9 protein-coding genes are annotated in these 13,942 nt (G+C 57.0%); 7 read left to right on the top strand and 2 right to left on the bottom strand.

Annotated elements, in window-relative coordinates:
• Positions 1-6 precede the first annotated feature (6 nt).
• The 7 genes from rnk to EC9_RS21095 all read left to right on the top strand — a co-directional run bounded on the left by rnk (position 7) and on the right by EC9_RS21095 (position 13,010).
• Positions 7-441: a nucleoside diphosphate kinase regulator gene (gene rnk / locus EC9_RS21065; RefSeq protein ID WP_145348066.1), complete on the top strand. Its 435-nt coding sequence runs from the start codon at positions 7-9 to the stop codon at positions 439-441.
• Positions 442-518: 77 nt separating this feature from the next.
• Positions 519-1,805, top strand: a complete 1,287-nt coding sequence (gene nhaA, locus EC9_RS21070; protein WP_261342964.1) for a Na+/H+ antiporter NhaA — start codon at positions 519-521, stop codon at positions 1,803-1,805.
• Positions 1,806-2,893: 1,088 nt separating this feature from the next.
• Complete coding sequence (locus EC9_RS21075) at positions 2,894-5,392, top strand: hypothetical protein (protein WP_145348067.1); 2,499 nt, start codon at positions 2,894-2,896, stop codon at positions 5,390-5,392.
• 98 nt (positions 5,393-5,490) lie between these two features.
• Positions 5,491-6,369, top strand: coding sequence for a DUF1207 domain-containing protein (locus EC9_RS21080; protein ID WP_218934324.1), 879 nt, complete (start codon positions 5,491-5,493; stop codon positions 6,367-6,369).
• A gap of 382 nt (positions 6,370-6,751) precedes the next feature.
• The gene (locus EC9_RS21085) at positions 6,752-9,706 is read left to right on the top strand and encodes a PQQ-dependent sugar dehydrogenase (protein WP_145348069.1); all 2,955 of its coding nucleotides are present in this window, start codon (positions 6,752-6,754) and stop codon (positions 9,704-9,706) included.
• A gap of 30 nt (positions 9,707-9,736) precedes the next feature.
• Positions 9,737-10,984, top strand: a complete 1,248-nt coding sequence (locus EC9_RS21090; protein ID WP_218934325.1) for a hypothetical protein — start codon at positions 9,737-9,739, stop codon at positions 10,982-10,984.
• A gap of 154 nt (positions 10,985-11,138) precedes the next feature.
• Positions 11,139-13,010: a CocE/NonD family hydrolase gene (locus tag EC9_RS21095; RefSeq protein WP_145348070.1), complete on the top strand. Its 1,872-nt coding sequence runs from the start codon at positions 11,139-11,141 to the stop codon at positions 13,008-13,010.
• Between the two features lie 81 nt (positions 13,011-13,091).
• On the opposite strand, the gene EC9_RS21100 is transcribed toward EC9_RS21095, so the two are convergent.
• Both EC9_RS21100 and EC9_RS21105 read right to left on the bottom strand, forming a co-directional pair.
• Positions 13,092-13,484 carry a clan AA aspartic protease gene (locus EC9_RS21100; protein ID WP_145348071.1) on the bottom strand — a complete coding sequence of 131 codons (393 nt, stop codon included), beginning with the start codon at positions 13,482-13,484 and terminating at the stop codon, positions 13,092-13,094.
• Complete coding sequence (locus tag EC9_RS21105; RefSeq protein WP_145348072.1) at positions 13,481-13,732, bottom strand: hypothetical protein; 252 nt, start codon at positions 13,730-13,732, stop codon at positions 13,481-13,483. Before EC9_RS21105 ends, EC9_RS21100 begins: the two co-directional genes overlap by 4 nt.
• Positions 13,733-13,942: the final 210 nt, after the last annotated feature.

Below are 13,942 nucleotides of genomic sequence, written 5' to 3' on the forward strand. Positions count from 1 at the left end.
TCGGCTATGGCTGTTCGAAAAATTGTCGTCACCCGTCAGGACTGTCAACGCCTTGAAAGCATGCTTGCTAGCGATTTCACGCAAGCGCTTTGCAACAAAGGCAATTTGAAGAACTTGCGCGGCGAACTTGCGCTCGCTCGGATCGTCGAGCCCGATAAGGTTCCCCCGGATGTCGTCACGATGGGATCGACAGTCCGCCTGCTGGATCTCGACTGCGACGAACTGGAAACGTTTACGTTGGTCTATCCCGACGAAGCGAACATCGCCGAAGGAAAACTTTCGGTCCTAGCGCCGATCGGGACCGCCATCCTCGGCTACCGGGTGGGAGATATGGTATGTTGGAAAGTCCCTAGCGGCGAAAGCCGAACACGTATCGAAGAGGTCTTGTTCCAGCCCGAACGAGATCAGCCAGCCGAAAATCCGACAAGCCTAACGACTTGATGCACGTACCATTGCCAGTAGACCAAAGCGGTTCCGATTCTGAAAACCAATCCGGGCCGCTGTTGCCGCGGCGACCAATCGATCGTCTCGCCCGTCCGCTGGCCCGCTTCTTACATATCGAAGCGACTAGCGGCATCGTGCTGATGATCTGCACCGCCGTGGCGATCGGGCTGGCAAATTCTCCCTGGGCCGAAACCTATCTGGGGTTTTGGAAGACCAAAGTCAATCTGCAGTTTGGTTCGTTTCAATTTGAGCATTCGCTTCAGCACATCATCAACGATGGCCTGATGGCGTTGTTCTTTTTTGTGATCGGGCTGGAGGTCAAACGCGAACTCGTTCACGGCTCGCTCTCGGACATCCGCCGAGCCACGCTGCCGATAGCGGCTGCGCTGGGGGGGATGATCGTTCCGGCCGGCATCTACCTTTCGATGCAGTACGGCCAGCCTGCGGTTCGCGGCTGGGGAATTCCGATGGCGACCGACATCGCGTTTGTCGTCGGCTGTCTGGCGCTGTTGGGGTCGCGCGTTCCCAACAGTCTCCGCGTGCTGCTGCTATCGTTGGCGATCGTCGACGACATCGGTGCGATCATCGTGATCGCAATCGGTTACACCGACCACTTGGACGTTCGCTTCCTGGGCATGGCTGCGGTGGTCATCGGTGTCGTGCAGTTGTTTTCGTATCTCGGCGTCCGGCGTTTCCCCCCATATATCGTCGCCGGTCTGATCGCTTGGTTTGCATTCCACGAATCGGGAGTCCACGCCACGCTTGCCGGCGTGATCCTGGGACTGATGACGCCAGCCAAAGCGTCGATCGTTCCCGAGCGCTTTCGCGTCTACCTCAATCAAACCAGCAAGTCGTATGAAGCGGACGAATCGGAAGTGCGAGTGCGACGCGGCGAACAGGTTCGGATGCTGCAGCGGATATCGCGCGAGACGATCTCGCCGTTGGAGTATTTGGAAACGGCGCTGCACCAGTGGAGTAGCTATCTGGTGATCCCAATCTTTGCGTTGGCTAACGCTGGCGTCGCGTTTCAGTTGAGCAACGTCAACGACCCGGTGGCGCTCGCCGTCATCTTGGGCTTGATTGTTGGCAAGCCGCTGGGCGTGCTTGCGTTCAGTTTGCTGGCGGTCAAAAGCGGCCTGGCGCGGTTGCCCGAGGGACTCAATTGGTCCGTCTTGGCTGCCGGCAGCTTCCTGGCGGGGATCGGTTTCACGATGGCTCTGTTCATCGAGGGACTCGCCTTTGGCGGCGATAGTTTCAACAACGCCAAGACCGGAATCCTCGTCGGCTCGGGAATCAGCGCCGTGCTGGGGATGACGTTCCTCTTGTGGACACTCCCCAAACCCGCAGCTCAATCGTCTTAGAGTGCCCCGGCACGCACCACAGCCGACGGACACCACTTCAAGAACCAAAGCGAGCAAAAATCTCTACCGCGTCCCCTGGATCCCCACACGCTCAAAAGTCCTGTTGAAGCCGCCCGTCACGAAAGTTTTCATCCAACCCGGGCTCCGCGACCGTCCCAAACGCCACGCCGCACTCACCGCGGCATCCCAAGTCCACCTCTAAGTGATATCGTATGATGCGTGTTCTTGATGGCCTAGGCGAACGGGCCATCAAGGGCATGAACGGTTCTTGACGCGTCAAGCAATAATTGCCCGCGCTGAGCGGCTTCTTAACAGACACTCAGCGCTGTGCCAGCGATTTCGACCAGATCGCACCAGGCGGGTGCGTCGAGCCAGAATCCATGCAAAATATGCGGGGGCAAGTCTCGCATATCGTCGCGCATCGGACGCCCATTCCAGTCTGCGAGTGCTGGATAAATCCGGCACAACGCTCGATGCAAAACACGATCTGCACCTGCCCAGTATCGATCAACTCATCTCACGTTTGCCGAGACATCTCCAAGTCCTCCAGCGGTCACCCCCGTGAAATACCGTGCCGCCTGCTCTTCCCGCAGCGCCCGAACCGCAAACATTAAGTACAGCCGACACCAGAGTGGCGATCATTTTGTGGGCGTCCCCAGGGCTAATGACTTTTTCTAACTGCAGCGGCTCAGGGAACGGTAACCCAACGCGTAAGCGAAGAATTCACTAGGCGTCTCTTATGCGCGTCGGGTTATCAAGAGTGCCTAACCCCAAACATTAAATAGCCCTGTGAGTGCCCGGATACTGCCATTCTGTACACGAAGGAATACTCACCGAACGTATCCTAGGGTCGCGTATCCATCACTAAACACCACACCGCTTAGGAGACAAACAGATATTACGCTGCATAGCGACCAGTCTTGGGGCAGATCTCCCTATGCCACGCTAAACGCTTCCTCTATAAGCAAAGTGCGTTGCAGTGGAAAGGATTCAAGCCTTGGAGCTTTCGAGGCATTGTGACGCTTAAATTTGCTATAGATGGAATCACGCACGAGAACCGTTTTCCATGCAACACCCAACGCAATAACATGAATTCCGTACGTTGGCGCTGCCCTGCCGAAATTGGGCAAACGATGCGCATACTTCAATGGGTTCTCATTGGCACATACTTGCCATCGGCAATTGCGTTTGGGCAGGCATTGTCTGTTGGGGACGCGAATTCGTCCGTCGTCACCACTCGCATCGTACCTCTCTACTATTCCCAAGACGTCGCGGAAGTCATGTCATTGGTGCGAGGGCACTTGCCGGAAAAGGTCGTGCCACCAGTCGATTCCTCAATCGCCGCATTGCAGCAGCTGAGCGCTGAGCGTCAGAAATTGCTCGATCGTCGGAAAATGCTTTCCGACGATGCGACATCCGGCAGCAACATTCAGGAACCCTTGGCATCGGCGCTCGGAATCGGAAGCGCTGCTGATCCCAAGGATTCTGAGTTGCAACGGATTGATCGGTCGCTCGCACAGATCAGCGCCAACGAGCAAGCGATTCGCGCCGAAGCATTTAGGCGGGGCAACGAATCGCCAGTGACTACAAACAACCAGATGTGGGAACCGAGCGCGAATTCCTCCGACATCACCCAACATGTGCAAATTGGTGTCGCAGGGCAGGGCCGATTGCATCTTCGAGGCCCGTTGGAGGGCGTCAATGCAATCACTCGAATGCTGCACAAGCTTGATCAACCCGTCGGGCAGGTCAAGATTGGCATCCACGTTCTGCAACTGGATGGCTCCAACGATGAAGACATCGAAGACATGCACATTGCTATCAATGAAGTTCTCTATCACGCGCGGTTCATGGCCCGGGAGTCTCAGCAACTGTTTCATTTTGCGTTTCGGACCGTTGTCAGCCAGGTACATGCCGAAAATCCAAACAGCTTCGCCGAAGCGTTCTTTTTTGATTCGTGCATCAGCAACTTTCGCGAACTACACAACGCCAACAAAGGCGAAATCTCAGTCGAGGCATTTGACTCGCGGGACATCGTTAGCACACTTTTTTTCGTGGCAATCGCTAAGTCTCACGTACGACAAAAGGTTCTTGCCGAATTCCATCGACTGGTTGCCAACGAATTCCCCCGTTTTCACGAACGGTACCGGATGGCGATGTTAGCGTCGGTGCCAAAGAATCCAGACGCTAGCGGTTTTCGCATACCGGGCTTCACTTCCAGCGAACCCGACACCCCGACGATCGAAGTTCACGAGCCCGATTTTTCTTTCTCACGAATCACGTCTTACCTTCAATCACTGGGACAGGACGATGCAGCGGCAAATAGCGTTCAGGTTGCGTTGGTACGTTTTCAACGAGCGAGTATAGCGCTCCAAACCACCGGTGCGGCGATTGCGAAAATGCGTGACCATCGAGTGCTTTTTCAAGCCTCACAAACGCGCGATGGTTCCACCACCACAGCTCATCCGATTTCGGGAGAAGTGATGAGCATCGCGGCCTTTTGCCAACTGACGGATCGAGTCATTCACGAGCGAGAAAAGAAATACTTGGATCATCAAGAAAGCCTCCGAGGCGAAGTGGCAATGCTTGACGGGCACTTGCGAAGTCTTGCCGAGGCGTTCGAAGAGGATGTTCGACGACAGTTTTATGAGCCTGTCCTCGGGGATCTACGTGGTGCATCGCACGGTTGGAAGGTGCAGATGGGGCAACTCCAAACGACGACGATCGTTACCAACGACCGGCAGCGAGCACGCGTTAGCCCCGAACAAGTTGCGGTATTGGATCAACCTAAGCGAGCAATTTTGTTGCAAGAGGGGTTGGAGGTCGCCAACGGTCTGGCCCAGGAAGCGCGTGGCCTCGGCCTGTCCATTGCAGCGCAGACGGCAAGTGAAACGATGGTCCCGGGAAGCAGCGGTCTGCTGTCAGCCGCAGGCGTTACGCAGGCGCCAGGTAAACACCTTGAAGCATTGACAACAAAAACCTCGCGTCGGACAGTAACCGTTGGGGATGAGATTGATTTGACCCCGGTCATCCAACCAGACGGCACAAGTGTTGCTTTTCATCTGCTCTATACGCATTCGCCTCGTGTCGAATCGTCCGACGAAGACGCCTCCAGCACTTCAGGCATTCGACGCCACTTCGTCGAGTCTCAGGTCCATGCACAAAGCCACGACTTCAGCGAAGTCAGTCGATTTCGTGTCGCAATTCGCTCTAAGCAACAGGGCAACGGAGTTGCGCTGATGGAGAACATTCCTCTTGTGGGCGGACTGTTCCGTCCACGCGAGAGTCTGGTGACAACGAGTCAGGAGAACATCATTTTTGCCGATGTCGTCATCTATCCCACATCTCGATCATTAGGTGACAGTTGGCTCGCATTCAAAGACAGCGGCCCAATCAACCAACGCAACGAACATCCTGCAGGTGTGCCCGGCTCGCAAGACGTGAATCTGGTGCACTGGGTTGAACGGACTTTGAAACAGCATGCGGAAACCACGCTCTTGGTCCCCACCGAAACGTCGCCGACATTGCTTGCATCGCCACCCTCGAGCTACGCACCGCCTTCCGCAAGCAATGGTTTCCGACGTTGATGAAGACTTGGTACACACGGATTCAACAGTTACGGCGCAGTATTCGAACCCAACGGTCAGAGCAAACGCATGCAATAGGATTCTTGCCGACAACGGGGGTGAAGCTATTGATTCTCACGCTTGCGTGGGGATGCTTGCTCGATTCAATTCCACTTGCGCGTGCCGATGAATTTGACCCTTTTGCGACGCCGGTGGCTGAGCCGCTCGTTGTCATGCCGCAATGGGGATGGCACTTTCTTCCCGAGGGATTGATCTATCATCCCTACCTCGCTGGACCGAAAGAATCGCGAACGAGTATCGAACTGCTGAAGAACGATGATTTTGGCTGGATCTACGATTCTTCGATCGGAGGCCAATGGGGATTCTTACGCGTCGGTTCGGACGATCCTTACTCTCCTACCGGTGTGCAGTTCGATCTTGAAGCGTCCGCACAAATGCGTCAAACCAACCTTGCCTCCCTCGATCTCCTCACCAGTGATATTCGTGTAGGGTTTCCTGTTTCGTTTGGGCGTAATAACCATCAAACCAAGCTCGGTGTCTACTTTTTGCGTTCACATCCCACCGACAGTTTGATCGATAGAATTCCCACGCTCCGCAATGAAGATTTTTTCCAACGTCAATCGCTCGTGCTCGGACATTCTCGGTACTTTGCTGAGCGATTTCGGTTGTACGGCGAGGCTGGTTATGCCTTTAAGTCGACGATCAGCAAAAAATGGGAACTCCAGTTTGGTGCTGAATACGCTCCGGTGATGCCAACCAATTGTTTCGGTGCACCTTTCATCGCCGCCAACGCTTACCTCAGGGAAGAGGTCGATTTCGGTGGGACATTCACATTGCAAGCCGGTTGGGCATGGCGTAAAAAAAATGGACGACTGTTTCGAATCGGCGCTCAGTATGCGAACGGAATGAGCAATCAATTCGCGCTCCACGACCGGTACGAGCAACAGCTTGGAATTGGCATATGGCACGATTTCTAGGGTTCTGCAACTCGACCATTAGCCTTCAGGCGAGCTTGTGAATTGACCCAGCTGACTTGTCTCTTGCGATTCCGATCGCATGTTTGGAACGGGTGGGGATGGTTGGGGATCGTGATGGGCTGGCCAGCTGGTAGATGCGACTCGAAGAATCTGCTGTTAGCGGGTTCTGTTGCGGTTCGGGGAGAACTCTATTTAGCACCGAGAGTCTTGGATCTGCAGTTCAAATACCTCACGTCCCGCCAGCGGAGTGGCGGGACTACGGTTGCAAGACCGCGGTGGCACGATTTTCTGGACTCCCGCCGCTTGGCCCGCTATCTTGGTGCCAGTTCTCCCTCGCCCCCCTCTCTCCTTCCCGCCGCCTCATTCCCCAAGGAATGTTTGTATGGATCGAACGACCCGCGACTCCGCGGCCACTGTCGTCAGATGGGGGCTTTTTGTTTGGCTGGCTTGCACGCTGCAGCTGAGTTTATCCGCGGATCAACCGCTGGCGAAGACCGATCCTCGCCCCGCTTGGACCACTTCGCAAATCTCCGGATCGCCTGAACCGCCACTTCCCTATACGACCGAGCGCGCCTTCCCGTCGCTCTCCTTCAATCGCTGTTTGGATATCACCGCCGCCCCCGGCAGCGACCGACTGTTTGTCGTCGAGGAACGGGGTAAAGTCTTTTCGTTTCCGAATCGGTCGGATGTGGAATCGGCTGATCTCGTGATCGATTTGGCGAAAGCGATCCCCGGAGTTAGCCGCGTCTATTCGCTGACCTTCCATCCCGATTTTGAAACCAATCGCTACTGCTACGTCTGTTACATCAAAAAGGCTGGTGAGCCCGATGGCACGCACGTGGCTCGGTTTAAAATGACCGACGCCGACCCGCCGACGATCGATGCGGCCAGCGAAACGACTCTGCTCACCTGGCTCTCCGGCGGCCACAACGGCTGCTGTTTGAAGTTTGGCCCCGACGGCTGTCTCTACATTTCCACCGGCGATGGCGGTCCAGCCAACCCGCCCGATCCGGAACACGCCGGGCAGGATGTCAGCAATTTGCTGTCCTCAATTTTGCGGATCGACGTCGACCAAACGACCGCAGACCGGAACTATCAGATCCCGCCCGACAATCCGTTTGTCGATCTCGCCGGCGCGCGAGGCGAAGTCTGGGCGTACGGTTTGCGAAATCCGTGGCGGATGAGTTTCGATTCCGACACGGGCGACCTGTGGGTTGGCGATGTCGGCTGGGAACTTTGGGAGATGCTCAATCGCATCGAGCGCGGCGGAAACTATGGTTGGTCGGTTCTAGAGGGTTCGCACCCGTCGAATCCCGAACGGAAACGCGGTCCGACACCGATCCTGCCACCGACGATCGAACATTCGCACACCGAATCCTCTTCGATCACCGACGGCCTGACCTACGTCGGATCTCGGCTGCCCGAGCTCCGCGGCACGCACATCTACGGCGACTACGACACCGGAAAAATCTGGGGCTTCCGCTATGAAGCGGGCCAGGTTGTCGAGCACCGAGAACTAGCCGACACCACGCATCGGATCGTTTCGTTTGGCGAAGATAACAACAACGCGATGTACCTGCTGGACCACACTGCCGGGACGATCCAGCGGCTGGTCGCCAATCAGCCCACCGAGCAACCGAGCCGCTTTCCGCGAAAGCTCAGCGAAACCGGGCTCTTCGATTCCGTTGTCGATCAAACCCCGATGCCGGGCGTAATCCCCTATTCGATCGCCGCCCAACCGTGGGCCGATCATGCAGTCGCCCAGCGGTTTGTCGCAGTTCCCGGCAACGGGGTGATCGAAACCAAGCCAAAAACTTGGGCATTTCCGACCGGGACAGTCCTCGTTAAAACGCTGTCGCTCGACTTGGAACAAGGCAACCCCGCGACGCGGCAACACGTCGAAACGCAGATCTTGCACTACGATGGCATCGATTGGTTGCCGTATACCTACGCCTGGAACCAGCAGCAGACCGACGCCACGTTGGTCCCCAGCGATGGCGATCAACGCGCGTTCGAAATCGTCAACGCGGCATCGCCCGGCGGTCTGCGGAACCAGACATGGCGATTTGCCGGGCGAGCCGAATGCCAGCGATGCCACAACTCGTGGTCGGGTCCGCCGTTGGGCTTTAACACTCTGCAATTGAACTGCGATCTCGATGACGGCGACGCCCCTGTTTCGCAGCTGGATCGACTGGCCGAGATCGGATTGATCGACAAACCGATCGATCCTAAAGATCGCGAAGGCTTAGTCGACCCAAGCGATACGTCGGCGGAGACCGATCCCCGAGCCCGAGCTTATCTTCAAGCGAATTGCGCCCATTGCCATCGCCAGCATGCGGGGGGCGCTGTGTTGTCGAAGATGCATTCCGACATTCCCCTTGCCGAAACGAATATGCTCGACGCCCGCCCATCGCAGGGAACGTTTGGCATCCATTCGGCGCATGTGATCACGCCCGGCGATCCGCTGCGTTCGGTACTTTGGTACCGGATGGCGAAGCTCGGCAGCGGCCGGATGCCTCATATCGGCAGCAGCGAAGTCGACGTGGCGGGGCTGGCATTGATCGAAGATTGGATCGGGCAACTGCCGCCAAGTGAGTCGTCTTCCGATCCGGCAGCGCTCCGGCGCCAAGCCGATGCGTTGGCGGCACTTGCGGAATTGGAACGGTCGGCTGAAACGGAAGCTGACGCCGAAGCGTCGCTCGAAAAACTGTTGTCGACAACCGAAGGGGGCCTGCTGTTGATGAGGTCGTTGCAGCAGAAGTCGCTTCCCGAGGCGGCCGCTTCGCTGGCGATCGCTCGCGCTGCGAAGCATCCTGACGCCGGTATCCGCGATCTCTTTGAACGCTTTCTGCCAGCGGACCAACGCGTGGAGCGATTGGGCAATGTCGTTGCGACCGATCAAATCCTGGCGTTCTCGGGCGATGCAGATCGCGGCCGATTGGTCTTCTTCGAAACCGCAGGTGTATCGTGCAAGAACTGCCATCGGATCGGTGACACCGGAACGGTGGTCGGTCCCGACCTGACAACGATCGGCAAAAAACTCTCCGCCGCCGAATTGCTCGAAAGCATCCTCGAACCCTCTAAGCGAATCGACGCCCCCTACCTGACCTACCTGTTGGAAACAATCGATGGCCGCGTCTTAAGTGGCCTGCTGGTCGATAGGGATGACAACCAGGTGACGCTTCGCGAAGCGACCGGTACCGTTGTTGTCGTCGCTGCCGACGATATCGAACAACTGGTCCCGCAGCGGAAGTCGCTAATGCCCGAACTGTTGGTCCGCGACCTCACCTCTCAACAGGTCGCCGACCTGTTGTCCTACCTGATTTCGTTAAAGTAATCCCCGCCTCAGAAATCAACGAGTGGAATCATGCCATCTCCATCGAAGCCCACGCGTCGAGCCTTCTTAGCCAGCACGGCGATCGCAGCCGCCAGCAGCCCGTGGTTGAACGTCGCCACCGCCGAAACGCCCACGGTAAAAACAAAATCGGTCGCGGCGGTCCTCACCGCATACGAACACGGTTTGCACGCCGACGTTCTGATCGGCAAGATCCTAGAAGGTTGGAAACAGGACGGCGGACCGGGGCCGCGTTTGACGCTCGCCTCGATGTACGTCGACCAGTTCACCGATAGGGACATGGCTCGCGGGCTCTCTCAAAAATATGGCTTTCCGATTTTTGAAACGATCGAAGAAGCTGTCACCGTCGGCGGCAACACGATCCCCGTCGATGGCGTGATCAGCATTGGGGAGCACGGCGATTATCCGTGGAACGACAAAAAGCAGCATCTTTATCCACGCCGTCGCTTTTTCAAAGAGATCACCGATACGTTTGTGAAATACGATCGTGTCGTCCCGGTCTTCAACGACAAGCATCTCGGTCCGGTCTGGAAAGATGCGAAATGGATGTACGACCGCGCCGTCGAACTGAACATTCCTTTTATGGCGGGTTCTTCGATGGCGGTCGGCTACCGCACGCCCGAGATCTCCGTCCCGCCGGGCTGCCCCATCGAAGCCGCAGTGGGCATCGGGTACTCCGGTCTGGACATCTACGGCAGTCACGCGTTGGAATTTTTCCAGTGCCATGTCGAACAGCGACCCGGCGCCGAGCAGGGCGTTCGCTGGGTGCAGTGCCTGCAAGGCGATGCGGTCTGGCAGACGCTGGACGATGGCTTGATCAGCCAAGATCTTTTTGATGCCGCGTTGGCCGCGATCGATCATCGCGACGGCGATGTGCGGCAGAGCGACGACGCCACGTTGTTCCTGTTCCAATATGCCGACGGCCTGTTGGGAGCTCTCTTTATGCTGCCGACCTACGCCCGCGGGACGTCGGTTGCGCTGCAAGTCGCTGGCAAAACGGAGCCGCTTGCGACGCGGTTCGACGAGCGAACGGAACCGCGTTATCCGCACTTCGCCTGGCTGCTCAAAGGGATCGAAACGATGATCCACACCGGCCGGCCGACCTATCCCGTCGAGCGGACGCTGCTGACCAGCGGGATCTTGGATCGCGCCCTCACCTCGCTGGCCGCAGGGCAAACCAAACGGATGACTCCCGAACTGGAGATCGCTTACCAACCGGCAAATTACGGCCACGCTCCCCTCCCGCGACTCGGCGGTTAGAATAGGTCGCCTTTCGCTCCGCGAAAGGGCGTTTGCAGGACTCGCACTTTCGCGGAGCGAAAGGCGACCAACTTACAACACGTTCCCTTTCACCGCCCGCCCCCCCTCCCAACTCGAACAGTCTCACCAAGAGCTACTTCTCAGGAGATCCCTCATGCTCGCATGCACTCGTTTCGTATTTCAAATCCCCATCATCGCGCTGTTGGTTACCAGCGGTCTCGTCGCTGCAGCCGAAGATTATCACCTGGAAAAGAACGTGATGGTCCCGATGCGCGATGGCGTTCGGCTGGCGACCGACATCTATCGACCGATGGTCGATGGCAAACCGTCGGAGGAGCGGCTGCCGGTGATCCTGTCGCGTCTGCCGTACAACAAAAACGGAGCCAAGTCGCGCGGTGCTTATTACGCAAAGCACGGTTACGTTTACGTCGCGCAAGACACTCGCGGACGCTACGCATCCGAAGGAGTCTGGCACATGTTGACCGATGATGGCCCCGACGGCGTCGACTGCGCCGCCTGGATCGGCAAGCAACCTTGGAGCGACGGCCAGATCGGAATGATCGGAACGTCTTATTTCGGCGGCACCCAGCACGCGATGGCGATGGCTGGCGCGCCGGAGCTGAAAACGGTAATTCCTGTCGATGCGATGGCGAACATGGGAAGGCAGAGTATTCGCAATGCGGGTGCGTTTGAGTTGCGTTTCTGGAACTGGATCTTCTTGAACGCGAGCAACGGCAGCCGCGCCGGACAAGATCCCGGCACCAAAAAGGTGTTGAAAGAGATGGCCGATCAACGCCACACCTATCTGCAGAATTTGCCGACACGTCGCGGGATGACTCCGCTGCGTCTGGCACCCGAATACGAAGACTGGTTGATCTCGGCGATGGAGAATGGCGCGAACGACGAATTTTGGGAGCAAAACAACATCGTCGATGCGCCGCACAAATACAAAGACATCCCCGTCTACCTGGTCTCGGGTTGGTACGACTCTTGGGGCGGCAACAACACCGCCACATTTAAGGCGCTGCGACCGGAGATCAAGGGCCCAGTCTATATGATCATGGGTCCGTGGATTCACGGCCAACAAGCCGGTTACGCCCACGGGCAGGTTTCGTTTGGCAAGCAGGCCGCGATCGCTGACCAATGGGCGTGGCGACGCGAGTGGTACGACCACTGGCTCAAAGGAATCGACAACTCCGTCGGCAAAGCGGATCCCTTCAAGACCCCGGTGCGGATCTTCGTGATGGGAACCGGCGATGGCGGCAAAGATGAAAAGGGACGTCTGCAGCACGGCGGCTACTGGCGAAGCGAACTGGATTGGCCGCTGGAACGGACTCAGTACACCGACTTTTATCTGCAACCCGATGGCGGGCTCGCGACGGAGAAGCCAGCGGTCGAAGAAGCTGTCACCCAATACGATTTCGATCCCAAGGATCCAGTCCCCAACATCGGCGGGAACATCTCGTCGGCCAACGACATCATGCTCCAAGGGGCTTTTGATCAAAAGGGAGGCAGCCACATTTGGAACTTCAAGAATCCGATTCCGCTGTCGGCTCGCAAGGATGTCCTGGTCTTCCAAACCGAACCGCTGACCGAAGACTTGGAAGTCACCGGCGAGTTGGAAGTTCGCTTGTTCGCGTCCAGTTCGGCGGTCGACACCGACTTCACCGCCAAGCTGATCGATGTCTATCCTCCTTCGTCCGATTGGCCGGGCGGATTTGATATGAACATCGCCGACGGGATCGTGCGAGCAAGGTTCCGCGAGTCGCTGAAGAAGGAAGTCCTGATGACACCGGGCGAGACGTACGAATTCACGATCAAGATGTATCCGACGTCGAACGTCTTCAAAAAGGGACATCGGATTCGCGTCGACATCTCCAGTTCGAACTTCCCTCGCTTCGACGTGAACCCCAACACGGGCGAGCCGTTGAACCGTCATCGCCGAACCGTCGTGGCGACGCAAACGATCCACCACGACGCAACACGTCCTAGCCGGATCATTTTGCCGGTGATTCCAGCGGAATAGACGTTTCGGTGAAATTGTCGAACTCGGTTTCCAGCCGAGTGGGGGCGTCATGCGGTTCGTCGAAAGATGGATCGCGGCGCGTTATCGGACGCCGACGTCATCCTTTTGCGATGGCGTCAGGTCGACGCGGAGATTGCGGTAGTCGACTCGTAGTTCGAGTCCGAGGAGCAACCCGACCCCAAGCAGTGGAGACTCGCCTTGATTGGCAATGATTTCGAGCGGCTTGGAGGTTCCAAACCACTCGATCGTGCAGCTGTAAGTGCTCAAGCCAATCTGTGAACCATCGGCTAGGATCGCATCAACGCTTCCCGATGGTTCGAGCTGCAAATCCTCGATTGCCGCTGTCGGAAGGACGAGGTCGCCGGTGAACCCCGTGTCGATCCAAACCTGAAAAGTTGTCGCGTCCGTGTCGGCTGACCTACGCAATTCAACCGGTATAAGTGCTCGGCCACCGCTGTCTACGATCCCTTTCATCGGACGTGCAGACCAAAATGTACGGCTGCCTTGTGCCCGACTCGGATCGCATGGCTGAGGCGATCGGGAAACTGCTTCCGCGCTTTTCCGATCGCTTCGCTCAACGTCGCACCCAAGAAATGTTCGCCGGAGTCGGGTTCGATTGCCACGAACTGGTCCAACGCTATCTTTTCGAGCACCGATTTCAGGCGATCTTCGTAGATTTTCTTCGCGCGATCTGCAACACTAGGGTCTGTGTTTTGCATCATCATCCGACCTCCATATTTCGTTTTCCATTGTATGCAGACGACGTGGGACCGTCCAATAAACCGTCCCGTCTTCGCAGGGCATTTGGTAACGTAAATCCATCGGAGCCGTGTTGGTCCTCCCGTTGCATTGCTTGCAAATGATTCATCACCAACCGGTGATACAAAACAATCTGGTTCGCTCGTGAGCCAGCCCCCCAGAAAAGATCCCCC

The sequence above is a fragment of the Rosistilla ulvae genome (assembly GCF_007741475.1).
GTDB classification, from domain to species: Bacteria; Planctomycetota; Planctomycetia; order Pirellulales; family Pirellulaceae; genus Rosistilla; species Rosistilla ulvae.

Bases quoted from the DNA above. Each gene is read 5' to 3' on its own strand.
- rnk (WP_145348066.1), top strand. From the start codon at position 7: ATGGCTGTTCGAAAAATTGTCGTCACCCGTCAGGACTGTCAACGCCTT.
- EC9_RS21075 (WP_145348067.1), top strand. From the start codon at position 2,894: ATGAATTCCGTACGTTGGCGCTGCCCTGCCGAAATTGGGCAAACGATG.
- EC9_RS21085 (WP_145348069.1), top strand. From the start codon at position 6,752: ATGGATCGAACGACCCGCGACTCCGCGGCCACTGTCGTCAGATGGGGG.
- EC9_RS21090 (WP_218934325.1), top strand. From the start codon at position 9,737: ATGCCATCTCCATCGAAGCCCACGCGTCGAGCCTTCTTAGCCAGCACG.
- EC9_RS21095 (WP_145348070.1), top strand. From the start codon at position 11,139: ATGCTCGCATGCACTCGTTTCGTATTTCAAATCCCCATCATCGCGCTG.
- EC9_RS21100 (WP_145348071.1), bottom strand. From the start codon at position 13,484: ATGAAAGGGATCGTAGACAGCGGTGGCCGAGCACTTATACCGGTTGAA.
- EC9_RS21105 (WP_145348072.1), bottom strand. From the start codon at position 13,732: ATGATGCAAAACACAGACCCTAGTGTTGCAGATCGCGCGAAGAAAATC.